The 18,286-nt window shown below is 55.5% G+C and carries 17 protein-coding genes and 1 riboswitch; of the genes, 1 reads left to right on the top strand and 16 read right to left on the bottom strand.

What is annotated here, in order from left to right; genetic code table 11:
* Nucleotides 1-203: 203 nt before the first annotated feature.
* Nucleotides 204-848, top strand: coding sequence for a DUF1614 domain-containing protein (locus MOST_RS07840; RefSeq protein ID WP_054936854.1), 645 nt, complete (start codon nucleotides 204-206; stop codon nucleotides 846-848).
* Between the two features lie 77 nt (nucleotides 849-925).
* Here the strand turns inward: MOST_RS07840 and glnA are convergent, their stop codons facing one another.
* The 16 genes from glnA to MOST_RS07920 form a co-directional block, all read right to left on the bottom strand.
* Nucleotides 926-2,347 (bottom strand): type I glutamate--ammonia ligase, encoded by a 1,422-nt coding sequence (glnA, locus tag MOST_RS07845; protein WP_054936827.1) that lies wholly within the window; start codon nucleotides 2,345-2,347, stop codon nucleotides 926-928.
* 253 nt (nucleotides 2,348-2,600) lie between these two features.
* Nucleotides 2,601-2,939, bottom strand: a complete 339-nt coding sequence (locus MOST_RS07850) for a LysM peptidoglycan-binding domain-containing protein (protein ID WP_054936828.1) — start codon at nucleotides 2,937-2,939, stop codon at nucleotides 2,601-2,603.
* A 68-nt stretch (nucleotides 2,940-3,007) separates the two neighbouring features.
* On the bottom strand, nucleotides 3,008-4,225 hold the full coding sequence (locus MOST_RS07855; RefSeq protein ID WP_054936829.1) for an aspartate kinase: 1,218 nt from the start codon (nucleotides 4,223-4,225) through the stop codon (nucleotides 3,008-3,010).
* Between the two features lie 54 nt (nucleotides 4,226-4,279).
* Nucleotides 4,280-5,200 (bottom strand): homoserine kinase, encoded by a 921-nt coding sequence (thrB, locus tag MOST_RS07860; RefSeq protein ID WP_054936830.1) that lies wholly within the window; start codon nucleotides 5,198-5,200, stop codon nucleotides 4,280-4,282.
* A 75-nt stretch (nucleotides 5,201-5,275) separates the two neighbouring features.
* Complete coding sequence (gene thrC, locus MOST_RS07865) at nucleotides 5,276-6,322, bottom strand: threonine synthase (RefSeq protein ID WP_054936831.1); 1,047 nt, start codon at nucleotides 6,320-6,322, stop codon at nucleotides 5,276-5,278.
* Nucleotides 6,319-7,617 (bottom strand): homoserine dehydrogenase, encoded by a 1,299-nt coding sequence (locus tag MOST_RS07870; protein WP_054936832.1) that lies wholly within the window; start codon nucleotides 7,615-7,617, stop codon nucleotides 6,319-6,321. The genes thrC and MOST_RS07870 overlap by 4 nt, the downstream gene beginning before the upstream one ends.
* A 61-nt stretch (nucleotides 7,618-7,678) precedes the next feature.
* Nucleotides 7,679-8,803 (bottom strand): homoserine O-acetyltransferase MetX, encoded by a 1,125-nt coding sequence (gene metX, locus MOST_RS07875; protein ID WP_054936833.1) that lies wholly within the window; start codon nucleotides 8,801-8,803, stop codon nucleotides 7,679-7,681.
* Between the two features lies 1 nt (nucleotide 8,804).
* Complete coding sequence (locus MOST_RS07880; protein WP_054936834.1) at nucleotides 8,805-10,091, bottom strand: homocysteine synthase; 1,287 nt, start codon at nucleotides 10,089-10,091, stop codon at nucleotides 8,805-8,807.
* 87 nt (nucleotides 10,092-10,178) lie between these two features.
* Nucleotides 10,179-10,295, bottom strand: a riboswitch (SAM riboswitch).
* A gap of 81 nt (nucleotides 10,296-10,376) precedes the next feature.
* Nucleotides 10,377-11,120 (bottom strand): FadR/GntR family transcriptional regulator, encoded by a 744-nt coding sequence (locus MOST_RS07885; protein WP_054936835.1) that lies wholly within the window; start codon nucleotides 11,118-11,120, stop codon nucleotides 10,377-10,379.
* Nucleotides 11,121-11,256: 136 nt separating this feature from the next.
* Entirely contained in the window at nucleotides 11,257-12,735 is a 1,479-nt protein-coding gene (gene spoIVA / locus MOST_RS07890) for a stage IV sporulation protein A (protein ID WP_054936836.1), read from the bottom strand.
* Nucleotides 12,736-12,942: 207 nt separating this feature from the next.
* Nucleotides 12,943-13,950: an NAD(P)H-dependent glycerol-3-phosphate dehydrogenase gene (locus MOST_RS07895; RefSeq protein WP_054936837.1), complete on the bottom strand. Its 1,008-nt coding sequence runs from the start codon at nucleotides 13,948-13,950 to the stop codon at nucleotides 12,943-12,945.
* Nucleotides 13,951-14,535, bottom strand: coding sequence for a glycerol-3-phosphate 1-O-acyltransferase PlsY (gene plsY, locus MOST_RS07900; RefSeq protein ID WP_054936838.1), 585 nt, complete (start codon nucleotides 14,533-14,535; stop codon nucleotides 13,951-13,953).
* Nucleotides 14,536-14,557: 22 nt separating this feature from the next.
* Complete coding sequence (der, locus tag MOST_RS07905) at nucleotides 14,558-15,874, bottom strand: ribosome biogenesis GTPase Der (protein WP_054936839.1); 1,317 nt, start codon at nucleotides 15,872-15,874, stop codon at nucleotides 14,558-14,560.
* A complete protein-coding gene (locus tag MOST_RS07910; RefSeq protein ID WP_054936840.1) occupies nucleotides 15,867-17,219 on the bottom strand; it encodes a DUF512 domain-containing protein in 1,353 nt (450 codons plus the stop codon). The genes der and MOST_RS07910 overlap by 8 nt, the downstream gene beginning before the upstream one ends.
* A gap of 123 nt (nucleotides 17,220-17,342) precedes the next feature.
* Complete coding sequence (locus tag MOST_RS07915; RefSeq protein ID WP_054936841.1) at nucleotides 17,343-17,822, bottom strand: DUF3189 family protein; 480 nt, start codon at nucleotides 17,820-17,822, stop codon at nucleotides 17,343-17,345.
* 1 nt (nucleotide 17,823) lies between these two features.
* On the bottom strand, nucleotides 17,824-18,285 hold the full coding sequence (locus MOST_RS07920; RefSeq protein WP_106007084.1) for a DUF3189 family protein: 462 nt from the start codon (nucleotides 18,283-18,285) through the stop codon (nucleotides 17,824-17,826).
* Nucleotide 18,286 lies beyond the last annotated feature (1 nt).

Raw genomic sequence — 18,286 nt, forward strand, 5'->3', positions numbered from 1 at the left:
TTTCCATAGCTTCAGAGGGCTTCTTTACCCCTTTGGGAACGCCATTGCTCCCGCTTAAGCCATTTTGCCGATCACCGACTTTTGCAGTTATTATATCATACTTTATAGAGCCGTCAAGCTTTTTTATGATAGAATATTTACGATGGCCCGGGGATAAAATGGATTAGCAAGGTTAACCGGGTACAAATATCATTGGGGTGATTATAAAAATGTTGTGGTCGCTACTATTCCTTTTTTTATTTATCCCCATGCTGCTGGCTTCCCTTTTCCTCAATTTAGCTGTTTTTTCCTTTGCCCGGCTGGGACTGACACCGGCAGGGGCTTTTACTTTGCTTGCAGCTTCAATCATTGGCGGGCTCATTAATATCCCCATTTCCCGCCGGCGCCTTTATATTGAACAACCCCAGTTCGGGCGCTTCTCCTTCTTTTTCTATTACCCGCCCCAGGTGAGCTACCAGCTCCTGTGCGTTAACGTCGGCGGGGCGGTGATCCCCGTCCTCTTTTCCCTCTACCTCCTGGCCACCCGGGCGCCGTTACTGCCGGCCCTGCAGGCTACGCTTATTGTTACCATTGTGGCCAAGATCCTGGCCCGGGTAGTACCGGGAGTGGGTATTTCCATACCTACCTTTATCCCGCCCATTGTCGCCGCCCTGGCCGCCATTATCGTTTCTCCCCATAATGCCGCCCCGGTGGCCTACATTGCCGGCGCTCTGGGCACCCTCCTGGGAGCCGACATTTTAAACCTCGGCGCCATCCGCAGCTTGCGCTCCCAGGTGGTCAGCATCGGCGGCGCCGGCGTCTTTGACGGCATTTTCCTGGTGGCCCTGGCCGCATCTTTATTAAGTTAAAGTATTGAATTAAAGCTGCCTGTAGGGGACAACAAACCCTGCCCTTACTGGCAGCAGGGCAGGGTGAAGAACTTTGCCTAAATATCGTAGTACAGGACAAACTCATATGGATGGGGCCGGAGTTTGATCTGGCTGATTTCCCTTTTCGTTTTGTATTCAATCCAGCTATTGATGAGGTCCTCGTCAAAGACGCCACCCTGGAGTAAAAACTCGTGGTCTTTTTGCAGGGCGGCAATAGCTTCTTCAAGGGAGCCGGGCAGGGAGCTTATCCTGGCTGCTTCTTCCGGCGGTAAATCGTAGATGTCTTTATCCAGGGGATCACCCGGATGAATCTTGTTTTTAATCCCGTCGATACCGGCCATTAAAAGGGCGGCAAAGGCAAGGTAGGGGTTACAGGAAGGATCGGGCGGCCGGTATTCGATTCTCTTGGAGTTCGGGCTGTTGGAATACATGGGAATACGGATGGCCGCGCTGCGGTTGCGCTGGGAGTAAACCAGGTTCACCGGGGCTTCAAAGCCGGGCACCAGCCGCTTGAAAGAATTGGTGGTGGGGCTGCAGAAGGCCGCCAGGGCCGGGGCGTGCTTTAACAGCCCGCCGATATAATAAAGGGCGAGTTCGCTTAAACCGGCGTAACCACTGGCATCAAAGAATAATGGCTGGCCCTCCTTCCACAGGCTCTGGTGGACGTGCATTCCCGAGCCGTTATCCTGGAACACCGGCTTGGGCATAAAGGTAGCCGTTTTATTATGCTTGATGGCTACGTTTTTTACCACATATTTAAACATCATCAGCTGGTCGGCCATCCGGGTGAGGGGAGCGTACTTCATATCAATCTCACCCTGACCGGCCGTGGCCACCTCATGGTGATGGGCTTCCACGGCGATGCCCATCTCTTTCAGCAATAGCACCATTTCTGTACGCAGGTTTTGCAGGGTATCAGTAGGGGGAACCGGGAAATACCCTTCCTTGTAACGCGGCCGGTAGCCAAGGTTGGGATGGCCGTTCATTTCTGTCCCTGAGTTCCAGAAACCCTCCACGGAGTCGAGGAAGTAATAACCGGCGTACTGGCTTTGATCAAAGCGGACGTGATCGAGGATGAAAAACTCGGCCTCTGGACCCCAGTAACTGGTATCAGCAATACCTGTTTCTTTGAGATAGGACTCCGCCTTCTGGGCTATAAAGCGGGGATCGCGATTGTAGTTCTTATCAGTAACCGGGTCATAGACGTTACAGATCAGGCTCAATGTCGGGATTTCGCAAAATGGATCAATAAAGGCTGTTCCCGGATCGGGAATGAGGATCATGTCGCTCTCATTGATGGTTTTAAAGCCGCGGATACTGGAACCGTCAAAACCTACGCCGCTGGTAAAAACCTCTTCCCCAAACTGTTCTATGGGGACCGTGAAATGCTGCCATGTGCCGGGCAGGTCGATAAATTTCAGGTCAACCATCTGGACATTGTTTTCCCTGGCCATGGCGAGGACTTCTTTTGCCGTCATACTCTTGGAGAAACCCCTTTCATTTTAAGTTATAACTTGGACTACCATTTTCATCCTCCAAGGAACAGGCTATTCCTTCCACCTCCCTCTGCTTCAGCAAAAAGAAAAACGCCCCATTGGGGTTTTACCCCTGGAGCGTCTTTGCTCACTCTGGCATGCATCGCCGTTTGATTTAATAAGTTTAAGGACACCCTTGCCCTTTGCTATTAATATATATCACAATTAAATTTTTTGCAAGCACAAATTCATCATTTTACCCCGGCAGGCAGATCTTCTGGCCGACCTGGAGATTGTAGGGATCGACATGGGGATTTAGTTCCAGCAACTTTTCTACCGTTGTCCCGGTGACCCGGGCAATGCTGTACAGGGTGTCGCCAGGGGCCACCTCCCAGTAAACGCCTGAAGGACAGGGCGGTTCAGGTGGCAGGCAGAGCACCTGGCCAATCTGCAGGTTGTAGGGATCAACACCCCGATTCAAGCGCAGCAGTTCGTCTACCGTGGTTCCAATCCGTAAGGCTATTAGATAAAGGGTATCCCCTGCCTCCACCCGCCAGTAACGGCCGGACGGGCAGGGTACTTGGAATAAGCCCACGCCTAATCACCCCTTGCAGGTTTTCTTCCTGCATCTTATGCGCGGGCTCTGAAAAAAGGTACCGGGGTTTATTCTTTATCCAGGCCGAAACGGCTGTGGAGGGCCTGCATGGCGCGGGTCAGGTATTCCTCGTCGATAATACAGGAAACCTTGATCTCGGAGGTACTGATCATATGAATATTGATCCCTTCCTCCGCCAGGCAGGCAAACATGTCGGCTGCCACGCCGGGATTGGTGATCATGCCGGCACCGACAATGGATACCTTGGCTACCCTATCATTATAAGTTACCTTGCTGGCACCTATCTCGGCCCGCACCCTTTCGGTAACCTCCACGGCCTTGCGTAGATCGTCGCGGCCGACGGTAAAGGCAATATCGTTAATCCCGTCCCGCATGGCGCTCTGAACGATCATATCGACATTAATGCTTTCCCTGGCCAGGGCGACAAAGAGGGCCTTGGCAATCCCCGGCCGGTCGGGAACATCATGGAGGGCTATCCGGGCTACGTTACGGTCACCGGCTACGCCGCTGACAACCATTTTCTTTTCCAATTCCGTCACCTCTTTCACCAGGGTTCCTTCATTGTCGTTAAAGCTGGAACGTACCTCTAAAACCACATGGTTTAGCTTGCCAAACTCCACCGAGCGGGGCTGCAGTACCTGGGCCCCGAGGCTGGCCAGTTCCAGCATTTCGTCGTAAGAGATAACCGGGAGTTTCCTGGCTGCAGGTACGACCCGGGGGTCAGCCGTATAAACGCCGTCCACGTCGGTATAAATCTGGCAAACGTCAGCCTTCAGGGCGGCAGCTACGGCTACGGCCGTCGTATCCGAACCACCCCGGCCGAGGGTGGTGATCTCGTTATCGCAGGTCATGCCCTGGAAACCGGCGACAATGACGATTTTACCTTCCGCCAGTTCCCGGCGCAGGCGGTCACAGCTCACCTCCAGGATACGGGCCTTGGTGTGGACATTGTCGGTTAAAATGCCCACCTGGGGACCCGTCAGGGAAATGACCGGTTCCCCCAGTTCATAAATGGCCATGGCCAGCAAGGCAATGGATGTCTGCTCCCCTGTAGCCAGGAGCATGTCCATTTCCCGGGCCGGTGGGTTGGGACTGATCTCGTGGGCCATGGCGATCAGGTCGTCGGTCATATCTCCCGGGGCCGAGACGATGACCACCACCTCATTGCCTGCCCGGCGGGTGTTAACCACCCGGCGGGCGACATTCTTGACCCGTTCGGGGCCATTAACGGAAGTCCCGCCGTATTTTTGAACTATAAGTGCCATAAAGAACCTCCTTTAATGGAGTTAGAGGTAGGAAGCAGTAAAAGTTTTAAAAAGTTAGCAGCAGGAGTGGGAATTCCCTCTGTTTTCTATGACAATGGCTCCCTGGTAACACGGGGCCAGCTCTTTAATTATGCACGCTACCCCGTGGCGGGCAAAGGCTGCTGCCATGGCCGGTCCTACCTCAGGCTTACGGCCACGGCAAAAGGCAATTACCGACGGCCCGGAACCGCTTAAAGCGACCGCCAGGGCCCCGGCCTCCCGGGCGGCGGCAAAAACCTCCCCCATCCCCGGCACCAGGGGTAAGCGGTAGGGCTGGTGCAGTTTATCCTCCATCATCTTGCCCATTAGCTCCAGGTCACCAGCCTGGACGGCAGCCAGGAGGAGACCCACCCGGCTGAGGTTAAAAACGGCATCACTTAAGGCCACCCTGGCTGGCAGGACACCCCGGGATACCCTTGTTGACAGGGTAAACTGGGGAATGGCTACCACGGTCATTAACCCTGCTGGCGGTTCCAGGCGCCGGCAGTAGACCTTATCCCCGTCCCTGGCGGCTACCACCAGGCCGCCTAAAATGGCCGGGGCTACATTATCGGGGTGCCCTTCCAGATTCGTGGCCAGATTTACCAGTTCGTCCTGGCTTAATGGTTCACCCAGAAGGGCATTGGCCCCTACTAGCCCCCCTACCAGGGCTGCCGCGCTGGAGCCCAGTCCCCGGGCCACCGGGATGCTATTATGCATGGTTATTTTCAAATTAACCGCCGCCCGCCTGGCCCGGGCAAAGACGGCCAGGGCGGCCCGGTAAGCGATATTCTCCGGCCCCCGGGGGATGGTTGCCTCGCCTTCACCGGTCACGGTAATCTCCAGGGCAGGAGCTGCTTCGATTAGTAGTTCATCGTAGAGATCCAGGGCCATCCCCAGGGTGTCAAACCCCGGCCCCAGGTTGGCCGTAGTAGCCGGCACCCGCACCAGTGGCATAAATTATCCTACCTTCATTTCTCCATCTCCAGGGCGGGACCCTTAAGGTACTCTGCCCTTTGTTATGGCTGTTTACTACAATACTATCTCTAATACTTTGGATTCCTCAGGTGGCAGGGATATGGGCTCGGCCACCTGCTTGATGGCGATATTAGGATCCTTCAGACCGTGACCGGTAAGGACGCAGACGACCCGGTCACTGGAATGGAAATAACCCTTTTTAACATACTTGATCACACCGGCTAGGGAAGCGGCCGAAGCCGGTTCGGCAAAGATGCCTTCTGCCGTAGCTAGCAGGCGCTGGGCCGCCAGGATTTCTTCATCGCTGACACAATCAATAAAGCCCCCGGATTCTTTAGCTGCCCGGACGGCCGGCTGCCAGCTAGCCGGGTTACCAATGCGGATAGCCGTGGCCACCGTTTCCGGGTTGGGCACCACTTCGCCTCGCACTATCGGGGCGGCGCCTTCGGCCTGGAAGCCAATCATCTTCGGCAAATAATGGCTGCGGCCGGCCTGGTAATATTCGTTAAAACCTTTCCAATAAGCAGTAATATTGCCGGCGTTACCTACGGGTATGGCCAGGTAATCCGGCGCCTCGCCAAGCCAATCGCAAACCTCAAAGGCGGCCGTTTTCTGGCCTTCAATGCGAAAAGGGTTAATGGAATTGACCAGGGTAATGGGATGTTGAGCCGTGATCCGGCGTACCAGATCCAGGGCGTCGTCAAAATTACCCTGGATGGCAATTACCCTAGCACCATAAAAGAGGGCCTGGGCCAGTTTCCCCAGGGCGATGTTGCCTTCCGGGATAAGAACACTGCACTTTAAGCCACAACGGGCGGCATAGGCAGCAGCCGAAGCCGACGTATTGCCCGTTGAGGCACACATAATAGCCTTCGACCCGCCCTCCATGGCTTTGGCCACCGCCATTACCATGCCCCGGTCTTTAAAGGAACCGGTGGGGTTAAGTCCTTCATACTTGAAATAGATTTTTATACCCAGCTCCCGGGAAAGATTCCCGGCGGCTATCAGGGGGGTGTTGCCCTCCTGTAAAGTAACCAAGGGAGTTGCCTCCGTCACCGGCAGGAACTCCCGGTAAGCGCGAATAACTCCCGGCCAGCTCAACCACCTTCTCCTCCTTCTACCCGCACAACACAGGCTATTTCTTTAACAACCGGCAAACCGGCTAAGACGCCCAGGGCATCCTGCATATTTTGCTCCCGCACACGGTGGGTAATGAGCACCAGTTCGGCCAGTTCCCCCAGCATTCGCTCCTGGATGACCGAAGCCAGGCTGACTTCCCGCTCGCCAAAGACACCGGCAATACTGGCCAGGACCCCCGGCCGGTCGACAACTACCAGTCTTAAGTAATACTTAGTAATAATGGCTCCCATGGGTTTCAGGGGTTTATCATAAAAGCAGGTACAGGATATGCGGCCGCGGGTTTTGTGCTTGATATTGCGGGCCGCTTCCATAATATCGCCCACCACGGCGCTGGCCGTAGGCATGGAACCGGCACCCCGGCCGTAAAACATGGTTTCCCCAACGGCATCGCCTTCCACGAAAATGGCATTAAAAACATCGCTGACTGCCGCCAGGGGGTGGTTTAAGGGTACCAGGGCTGGGTGGACCCGTACCTCTATTCCTTCTTCGTCTTCCCGGGCAATCCCTAAGAGCTTGACGGCATAACCCAGGTCGGCAGCGTAACTGATGTCCTGGGCCGTGAGATTGCTGATGCCTTCCCGGTAAACATCCGGGTAAGTAATGCGGGTACCAAAGGCAATGGAAGCCAGGATGGCCATTTTGCGGGCGGCATCGTCTCCTTCAATGTCGGCAGCAGGATCAGCTTCGGCATAACCCAGGGACTGGGCTTCCCGGAGGACTTCAGCAAAATCCCGCCCTTCCCGGCTCATCTTGGTGAGGATATAATTGGTGGTCCCGTTGACGATGCCCATGACCTGGCGGATACGGTTCCCGGCCAGGCATTCCTTCAATGGATGGATAATGGGAATACCCCCACCCACACTGGCCTCAAAGAAAAGGTCAACACCGCTGGCCTCAGCGGCATCAAAAAGCTCCTTGCCGTAAAGGGCGAGGAGATCCTTGTTGGCCGTAACCACGCTTTTACCCTGGCTGATAGCCTTAAGGATGTATTCCCGGGCCGCGCCGGTGCCGCCCATCACCTCGACTATAATGGGAATATCCGGGTCAGCCAGGATCGTTTCCGGATCGGTAGTAAGCAAGTCGGGACTAACTTCTACCTGGCGGGTTCGATGCCTATCTCGCACCAGGATGCGGCTGATTTTTAAAGGCCGGCCCAGCTTCTGGGAGATGGCAGCGCCGTTCTGCTGCAGGAGCCGGACCACGCCGCTGCCAACGGTCCCCAGGCCCAGGAGGCCAATATTTATTGGTCCTGACACACCTTCACTCTCCTCGTACCTTTCAATTTTACCTTATCCCTCCCTGTTGGGCAATACTTTTTTATCCAGACAGGTCGGGGCGTAACTCAGCCAGGTAAGGTTTAATAATAGCTTCCAGCTGTTTAAATTCAATAAGAAAAGCGTCATGACCATAGGGAGAATTGAGTTCCCGGTACCGGGCGCGGCCACCGCCGGCCTTAATTAACCGGACAATCTCTTTAACCTGGTAGGGAGGGAAAAGAAAGTCGCTGGATATACCTATCCCTAAACAGGAGCAGGGGAAGTCCCGCCATACTTCGGTATAATTTCCCCGGCCCTGACTGACATCATGGAGATCAATAGCTTTAGTCAGGTAGAGATAAGCATTGGCGTCAAAGCGCTGGACCAGCTTTCTCCCCTGGTAAGCCAGGTAGCTTTCCACTTCAAACTGGCCATCAAGCTGGTAGTATTTTCCCGGGTCCACCACGGTCCGGCCGAATTTCATGGTCCAGGAAGGATCGCTCTTATAAGTAATGGTACCGATCCGCCGGGCCAGGGCCAGTCCTCGCCGGGGTCCCGGGGTGCCGTAGTAGTCGCCGCCCTGCCAGTCCGGATCGGCGTAGATGGCTTCCCGCTGGACGTTATGGAAGGCTATCTGCATGGGTGTCGTCCGGCCGCAGGCGGCAATGGGAATAATGGCGCTGACCATTTCCGGGTAAAGGAAGCCCCATTCCAGCACCTGCATGCCGCCCATGGAGCCGCCGATGGCTGCTACCAGGTGCTTGACGCCCAGGTAATCCAGCAGTATTTTCTGGGTTCGCACCATATCGCGGATGGTAATCGTCGGGAAATCCAAGCCATAGGGCCTGCCGGTAGCCGGGTTTATGCTAGCCGGTCCTGTAGTCCCATAACAGCTGCCCAGGACATTGGCGCAGACCACGAAATAACGCCGGGTGTCCAGGGCCCTGCCCGGCCCCACCAGGGGGTCCCACCAGCCGGGCAGCCGATCGTCCGGGGAATGACGGCCGGCAATATGGGCGCTACCGGTAAGGGCATGGAGGACCAGGATGGCGTTATCCCCGGCAACATTCAGCTCGCCATAGGTTTCATAAGCTATGGTAAGGGGGCCCAAACGGGCCCCGCTTTCCAGCAGCAGGCTTCCCGGCCAGTTGTAAAACCGGGTGGTAACAATACCTACATCGCCCATCCTATAACCTGCTCCTGTTCAGGGCCTGGTCCAGGTCGGCAATGAGGTCGTCGACATCCTCCAGGCCGATGGAGAGACGGACCAGGTCCTCAGTGACTCCGGATGCCAGCTGTTCCTCCGCCGTCAACTGCTGGTGGGTAGTACTGGCCGGGTGGATGACCAGGGAACGGGCGTCACCTACATTGGCCAGGAGGGAGAATAGCTCCAGGCTGTTGATAAATTTTTTCCCTGCTTCCCTGCCACCTTTAATGCCAAAGGTCAAGATCGCCCCTGCTCCCCGGGGCAGGTACTTTTGCGCCTTTTCATGGGAAGGATGGGTGGGCAGCCCGGGGTAACTCACCCAGGCTACGGCCGGGTGTCCTGCCAGCCAGCGGGCAACCTGCAGGGCATTCTGGACGTGACGCTCCATACGTAAGGGGAGGGTTTCCAGGCCCTGGAGGAAAAGAAAGGCATTGAACGGGCTCAAAGCCGGTCCCAGGTCACGCAGGAGTTGTACCCGGGCCTTGACGATATAGGCCGCCGGGCCAAAGGCTTTCAGATAACTGAGGCCGTGATAGCTGGGATCCGGCTCCACCAGGCCAGGAAATTTGCCGTTATCCCAGTTGAATTGGCCGGAGTCGACAATAACCCCGCCGATGGAGGTGCCATGGCCGCCGATAAACTTGGTGGCCGAATGGACCACAATATCGGCACCGAAGGCAAAGGGCCGGCATAAATACGGCGTGGCAAAGGTATTATCAACGATTAAGGGTATACCGGCCTCGTGGGCGATGGCCGCGATGGCTTCCAGGTCCGGCACATCCAGTTTGGGGTTACCGATGATCTCGACATACAGGGCCCGGGTCTTATCGTTTATAGCGGTCCGGAAATTTTCCGGGTCCGCACTATCGACGAAGCGGACCTTGATGCCGAATTTAGGCAGGGTGTTGTTAAACAGGGTAAAGGTCCCCCCGTAAAGGCTGGTGGAAGCCACAATTTCCTGCCCGGCGGTTGCAATATTGGCAATGGCAAGGGTTATAGCCGCCTGGCCGGAAGCTGTGGCCAGGGCGCCGACACCACCTTCCAGGGCAGCCATCCTCTTTTCGAAAACATCGGTAGTGGGGTTCATGATGCGGGTGTAAATGTTGCCAGGTTCGCTTAAGGCAAAAAGGGCCGCCGCATGGTCGGCATCCCGGAAAACGTAGGAAGTGGTCTGGTAAATGGGTACGGCACGTGCTCCCGTAGCCGGGTCAGGTTCCTGGCCGGCGTGGATCGCCAGGGTGGCAAAACGATACTGCTGCTTGGACATGGGTAATTCCCCTCTCTTTTTTAATTAGCCGGCTATGGGGGAATAAAAAAGCCTCTCCGATAAGAAGAGGCAGTAGCTTTCTTACCCCCCTTATCTCTCAGGGCAAATGCCCTGCAGGAATTGGCACCTGTCGCCCCCAGTCAAGCCGGGACAGCGGGTTGCCGGGCTTCATCGGGCCAGTCCCTCCACCACTCTTGATAAGAGTTTTTAGTTCCTGTATTAAATTAAGCCAGCTTGATATAAACTATAAACCCTGTTGCAATGGGTGTCAAGCACTTTTTATATTTATCCCTGGCGCCAGGCGGCAACAACCTGCTCCTCAACGTCTTCCAGGTGCCGCAACATGGCTGCCGCAGCCCCCTCGCCATCACGGTTAATTAAAGCCTTAACTATTTCATAGTGTTCATCAACCGACCGTTCGCCGCGGCCGGGAATGGCCAGGCTGCGGGAGCGACTGTCGGCCAGGAGATCGAGCATGCTGTGCATCAAGCGCACCAGGACGGTATTACCGGTGGCCTGAGCCAGACGGTAATGGAAATTGCTGTCGTGCCCGGCCAAGAGGGAAAGGCGGCCGCTGCGCAGGCGTCCCAGCTGTTCCCTGGTGGTGGTCACCATGCTGGCCAGCTCCTGGATATCAGCCTGGCTGGCCCTTTCTGCCACCCAGCGGGCCGCTTGCGGCTCCAGAACTTTACGCACTTCAAAAAGATGCAAAACCGTATCCCTGTTCACCGGCAGGTGACTGGCAAAACGCTTTAAGTATTCATCGGGATCCTGCTCGCTGATAAAGGCCCCCTGGCCGTGACGGATGCTTACCAGGCCCTCGGCAGCCAGCATTTTTAAGGCTTCCCGGACGGAAGTCCGGCTAACCCCAAGCATTTCCGCCAGCTCCCGTTCGGCCGGCAGGCGATCGCCAGGCTTCATCCGCCCTTCAAAAATGCTTTTTTTTATTTCATCTACCACCCGGTGATAGACGCTTTTAGGATTGCGGTAAATAGGTTGGAAAAGTTTTTCCGTTGAACTATCGCTCAATGGTTATCGCTCCTACCCCTGGGACAAGTGGTCTTACCTCTTTATACATTGTACCATAGCCCGGGGTAGCAGTAAATAACCAGTTGCCCCTTAAAAAATAAACCGGGGCAATACCCCGGTTGTCTTGCAGTTGTTCCTAAATTATAATGCAGATCAGCCCACCGCCGCCGTCGTTGACGATGCGTTCTACTGTTTCCTGGAGTTTTACCTGGGCGCTTTCCGGCATGCGGTAGAGTTTACTCTGGATGCCTTCCCGCACCAGTTCGCTTAAGGACTTGCCGAACACATTGGTCTGCCAGATCTTCTGGGGATTATCTTCAAACTCTTCCATGATATATTTGACCAGGTCCTCGCACTGCTTTTCGGTACCGATGAGGGGCGTTACCTCAGTGGTAATGTCGGCGCGGATGAAATGGTAAGATGGGGCTGTGGCCTTCAGCCGCACGCCGGAACGCCCGCCCTGCTTGATAAGTTCCGGCTCGGCCAGTTCCATTTCTTCTTCGGTGGGCGTTACGACGCCGTAGCCGGTGTTGCGGACTTCCTGGATACCATAAGCGATTTTATCCCATTCCTTCTTGATGCCGGCCAGTTCGCGAATCCAGCGCAGGATATCCTGGTCACCGCTGATGTCCAGGCCGCTGACTTCCCGCAGGATCTGGTAGAAGAGCCCTTCCCTCATTACCAGGTCAATATGGGCGGTACCGGTGCCCAGGTCCATGTCCTTCAGGGCTACCCGTAAAACATATTCATTTTCGTTAAGCCTGTCAATAGCGCCATTAATATCCCGCAGGCGCCGGACCTCCCCCACTGCTTCCCGGACGGCATTTTCCAGCTGCTGCCGCAGCCAGTGGTCACCTGCCAGTTCATCCACCCAGCGGGGCAGGTTGACGTTGACCTCGGCCACCGGGAATTCATAGAGGGCCTCTTCCATGATATGAAGGATGTCCTCTTCGCTTAAATGTTGGCAGTCCACCGGGAGGACCGGGACATCATAGGCGGACTCCAGTTCCCCGGCTAGGGTAATTGTTTCCTCGGCCAGGGGATGGACGGAATTGAGCAGGACGACAAAGGGCTTACCTAAATCCTTGAGTTCCCAGATGACCCGTTCCTCGGCATCGACATAATCTTGCCGGGGAATCTCCGTAATACTGCCATCGGTGGTGACAACTATGCCAATGGTGGCGTGGTCGGTAATCACCTTGCGCGTTCCTGTTTCTGCCGCTTCTTGGAAGGGCACCGGCTCTTCAAACCAGGGTGTCCGGACCATCCTGGGCCCCTCGCCGTCCTCATAGCCCAGGGCGCCGGGTACGGTATAGCCGACGCAGTCGACCAGCCGCACGCGCATCTTCAACCCTTCCCGGATGGTAATCTCCACCGCTTCATTGGGAATAAATTTGGGTTCGGTGGTCATGATCATGCGCCCGGCACCGCTCTGGGGCAATTCATCCCTGGCCCGGTCCCGCTCATTGGGATTTTTGATGTTCGGCAATACCAGCTTTTCCATGAATTGAGTGATAAAAGTTGACTTGCCGCTGCGTACCGGCCCCATGACGCCGAGATAAATATCACCGCCGGTACGTTCGGCTATATCCCGGAAAATATCCCGCTTTTCCACCCCGTATTCTCCCTCCCCAGGCCATTTAGTTTACCGTTCAGCCCGACTGGCATGTTTTAACAATACATCTATATGATTTGGTAGCCAGAATATGACCCGAAATCATTTTTAGGGGTCAACCTTTTACAGATCTATGCGCCCGGGGACAAGAAAAGAACCTGCGATGAATAGAAGTTGGAGGAAACTGGCACCAAAACGATACGGGGTTTACCAGATACTTGTTTCAACCTCATGGGTGCGCGGCCGCTCCATGAGGGCCGCCACACACTCCCGCACTGGTTTGCCTTCATAAAGGACCTTATAAATTTCTTCGGTTATAGGCATCCGGATCTGGTGCTGGCGGGCCAGATCTCTAGCGGCCGCCGTAGTCCGCACACCTTCGACCACCATACCCATGCCGGACAGGATTTCGGCCAGGGCCTTACCCTCCCCCAGCTGCATCCCGGCGCGGCGGTTGCGGCTGTACATGCTGGTACAGGTGACAATCAAATCGCCAATACCACTTAAACCGGCAAAAGTCATGGCTTTCCCCCCCAGGGCTACCCCCAGCCGGGCAATTTCAGCCATGCCCCTGGTCATAAGGGCCGCCCGGGCATTATCTCCCAGCCCCAGGCCATCGGCAATCCCTGTGGCCAGGGCAATAATATTTTTTAAAGCGCCGCCAAATTCGACCCCTGCCACGTCGGGATTGGTATAAACCCGGAAAGTTGGATCCATAAAAATATCCTGGACATATTCAGCTATCTGCCGGTTGGCAGCAGCTACGACCACGGTCGTCGGCAGGCCGCGGCCGACTTCTTCGGCATGGCTGGGGCCGGAGAGCACTGCCACCTGCGCCAGGCCTTCTTCGGTAAGGACTTCTGATAAACGTTTTTTAGTGTCCAGCTCCAGCCCTTTCGCAGTATTTACGACTATTATTCCTGGAGGCAAAAAAGGTTTTACCTGCCGGGCTGTTAAACGGACGGCATGGGATGGAACGCTTAGAACCACCAGGCCTGCCTCCCTGGTGGTTAATTCCAGATCGGTCGTTGGCCTGATCCCGACAGGCAATTTAACTCCCGGCAAATATACTTTATTTTCTCTCAGTTCTTCCAGTTCAACTACCAGTTCCCGGCGCCTGGCCCAGAGGTTAACCTGCAAGCCCTTCCGGGCCAGTAAAACGGCCAGGGCCGTCCCCCAGCTGCCGGCACCAATGACGGCAATAGTTCCGGTCAATTAACTTCGCTCCCCCAGTTTATGTTCGGTCCCAGCCAGCAGGCGTTTGATATTGGGCCGGTGGCGGTATATAACCAGTGTTGCCCCGACAAAGGTAAAAAGGATATAGGGCCAGGGCCGGTGAAAAAAGAGCATTAGAAAAGGGGCTAAGGCAGCAGCTAAAATTGACCCCAGGGAGACATAGCGAGTAAAAACTACGATTACCACCCAGAGCAATGCGGCCCAGAAGATGACAGGCGGCGCCATGGCCAGCACTGCACCAGCAGTCGTAGCTACCCCCCTTCCTCCTTGAAAATCCAGGAATATAGACCAGTTATGACCAATAATGGCCACCAGGGCCGTTATGGCTGCCAGCCAGGGACCACCCATGGCCTGGCCCAACCAGACAGCCAGGATGCCTTTCAGGGCATCAACTGCCAGTACCAGCAGGCCTGGAAAAGTACCCATGGTTCTTAAAGCGTTGGTGGCGCCGACATTACCACTGCCCCGTCGCCGGATATCAAAACCGTACACATAACGTCCCACCACGTAAGCCGTGGGAATAGAACCAATAAGATAAGCCAGTACCAGGGCCAGCAGCCACATATTTTCCCCTCCATTTTTTTAATTATTGCCCTTTGCTGCGCCGGAATAATAAACGCAGTGGTGTGCCCTCAAAACCAAAGGCCTGCCGGAGTTGGTTCTCCAAATAACGCTGGTAGGAAAAATGGACATCTTCTGGACGGTTGCAGAAGAAGATAAAGGTCGGCGGTTTGACCTTGACCTGGGTGGTGTAAAAGATTTTAACCGCCTGGCCCTTTACCGCCGGCGGTGGCGTGAGCATGACCGCTTCTCGCACTATGGAATTTAATGTTCCTGTAGCAACACGACGGCTGGCTTCTGCTCCCACAGCATCAATGGCGGGTAAAATCCGGGCAACCCGTTGCCCTGTCAGGGCAGAAATAAAAAGGATAGGAGCATAGGACATAAAACTTAACTCCTGGCGGATCATCTCCTCATAACGGGCCATTGTTTTATCATCCCTGGGCACTAAATCCCACTTGTTTACTATTATTATAGAGGCTTTGCCGTGTTCATGGCCATAGCCAGCAATTTTTTTATCTTGTTCGGTTACGCCTTCGGTACCGTCCAGGACTACCAGGACTACGTCGGCCCGTTCCACCGCCTTCAGGGCCCGCAAAACGCTGTAATGCTCGGTGGAATCGGCGATGCGGCTCTTGCGGCGCATGCCGGCGGTATCAATAAGGATGTACTCCCTTTCGCCCTGGCGAATATATGTATCTATGGCATCCCTGGTAGTGCCCGGCAGGTCGCTGACGATGACCCGTTCTTCGCCCAGGAGGCGGTTGACGATAGAAGACTTACCCACATTGGGCCGCCCCACCACGGCTACTTTTAAGGCCATCCCGTCCTCTTCTACGGCAGCCTCCGGTAAGAGGTCAACTACCCTGTCCAGGAGATCGCCGATATTTAAACCATGAATGGCGGAAACAGGAAAAGGATCTCCCAGGCCCAAGCGATAAAATTCGTGGGTCAGGACAGGATCGCTGAAGTCTTCGACCTTGTTGGCCACCAGGATTACCGGCCGCCCGGAGCGGCGTAATATCTCTGCCACCTCTTCATCGTCGGCGGTCAGGCCGGTCCTGGTATCAACTACAAAGAGGATAACATCAGCTTCCTCCAGGGCCTGTTCGGCCTGGCGTCTTACCTGGGCCACCAGGGGATCATCCGGCCTGGCAGCAATGCCCCCCGTATCTACCAGGGTAAACTGGCGCCCTCGCCATTCGGCGTCGCGGTAAAGGCGGTCCCGGGTTACTCCGGGGGTGTCTTCAACGATAGCCACCCGGGCGCCGGTGAGGCGATTGAAAAGGGTTGACTTGCCGACATTGGGCCGGCCGACAATGGCTACTATCGGTTTAGGCAAAAAGAATACCTCCGCATGGCTTTAATAATCCCTCTACCAGGCCGCGACCTGTGGCCGGAATTACCTGCACTTCTACCCCTAACTCCCTGGCCAGTGCCTCTGGCGTCAGGTCATCCAGGAAAACCGGGGCGTCCTTTTTTAGCATAACGTCGGGTATGAGAATAACTCCTTCTTTTTCCCGGACCCAGGGGGCAGCTTCTTTTAAGCCCCTCAACAGGTCCTGGCCGGTAAGGAGGCCGGCCACCGTCACCTGCGGGCCAAAGAAAAGGTTGGGTACCGGGATTACCCTGGCTTCCAGATTGCCGGCCCTGGCCGTGGCCTCCTGGACGAGTCCTGCCAGGAGGGTAGCCGCCAGGGTACCGGTGGCTATTACCACCCGGCGGTGCTTGATTTCAGGCCGGTTGAGGTTAGCCAGAGCAGCTGCAAAATCATCCAGGAAAAGGCGCGTGAGGCCAACGCCGTTTTCCGTCTGGGGAAAGTCGTCATAGTAAGGAGCCTGGGGTAGCGGGAGATTGGCCAGCAGGTAGAGTTCATCGGCCCCGTAGACCAGGCCACGCTCAAAGCGGTGGCGAAACTCAGCCTGCCAGGCTGTAATCCTGTTCGCTATTGCCGCAGCTTCCTTCGGTGTCACCCGCCGCAAGGGGAATAAATTTTCCCGCCGGGAAGTCAAACCCACCGGCACTACAGCAATAGATTGTACCGCGGGATAAAGGCTGCTGAGGTCCTTTACCGTCCGCTCTAACTCCGGGCCGTCATTGAGCCCCGGGCAGAGGACAATCTGGGTATGCATCTGGATGCCGGCAGCGGCCAGCTTCTTCAGCTGCACCATGATTTCCCCGCCCCGTTGATTGCCTAAAAGCCTGTATCTTAATTGCGGATTGGTGGTATGGACGGAAATATAGAGGGGGCTGAGGTGCCAGCGGAAGATATATTCCCAGTCCCGGGGTTTTAAGTTGGTCAGGGTAATAAAATTGCCGTGGAGAAAGGAATAACGGTAATCGTCATCTTTGATATAAAGACCGGGCCGGAGGCCCCGGGGCATCTGGTCGACAAAGCAAAAAAGGCATTTATTGCTACAACGGCGCAGGCCATCAAATGTCGGTACGGCAAATTCCAGCCCCAGGTCCTCGTCGTAATCCTTTTCAATTTCCACGAGCCATCGTTCGCCGCCGGGCTTTTCAATCTCCACTTCCAGGTTTTCACCGGCGCAAAGGTAACGGTAGACAATCAGGTCGGGCACCGGTTCCCCGTTGATGGCCACCAGCACATCGCCGGGGTTGATTCCCAGCTCGGCAGCTATACTGTCCGGCCGGACGGCAGTTATTACTGCCCTTTGTTTAGACAAGCAGATGTCATCTCCTGACTTCACTGCGCAGGTCCCAGCTGTGGTACACAGGCCTGCGTTTTTTTCGCCTTAATTATCCAATATTTTACCCCGGCCGTCAAGTTTTTACCTTGGGCCGGGGTTTTACGCCTGGCTGCTGGTTTTGGTTGCCGTGTTTAACTCTTGCTGGAGAGCCTTCTTAACCAGGTTAACCAGGACGGAGTAGTCTCGCCCCATGCTCCACTGTAGCAGCAGTCGCCCCAACCAGGCCAGGCGGCGATAGCGCCGGCAAAAAGCGCCCGCCCGCCATAAAAAGGAAACCTGGGGGGAAACGTCTATCCACAGCACCTCACCCTGGTTCCGGCCCAGGGCCACCAGGAAAGTCTCTACGGCCCGCCGGGCTGCCTCGCCGTCATGGCCGACGGTAGCAGTATAGACGGCATGGCCTGCATGCGTGTGGCCCATATAGCGCAGGCCACCCTTCCCTTCGGGGACATCAAAGTGGGGTAATTTTTTTACTTGTTGCCAGCCCGGTAGTTGTTCCGTGCTGAGCCAGTTTAAATGGAGGGCAGCGGCTATTACGGCAGCATGGGTACCGCTAAAACAGGCGTAAATGATAATCACTCTAATGGCCTTCCCATAAAGGGCGGTTCCGGGAGACAAAATCGACCAGTTGGAAAAAGGCGCTCCTGGTGCCCCAGATTACCACCGGACGTCCTGGAGCAGTCAGGCCGATACGGCGCGAAGTAAAACCGCCCAGCCGCATTAATAGATTTACCAGCGGGGACGTATTAAGAAGCAAAATTTCTTGCCGCGGCACCCCCAGGGCGGCGGCCAGGTCATAAAGTAGAGTTTCGAACCTGCTGCCCAGGTTTTTTTTACCAGCGGCGTATACCTTATTACCATAAACATCGGTACCCATAAATTTCAGTTCACCCTCTTCCCCCCGGCTGCGGCCATCAAAATACGGCAGGGCCAGGAGTTCCGCTGCCGTAGGTAACCTGTTGCGGGGCAATAGCCCCAGGTGAATGGCTGCTGCCGTAACCGAAGAATGGGAGCCACCAAAACAATGGTAGATAACTAACATT

This window comes from Neomoorella stamsii, from assembly GCF_002995805.1.
Classification (GTDB): Bacteria; Bacillota; DSM-521; order Neomoorellales; family Neomoorellaceae; genus Neomoorella; species Neomoorella stamsii.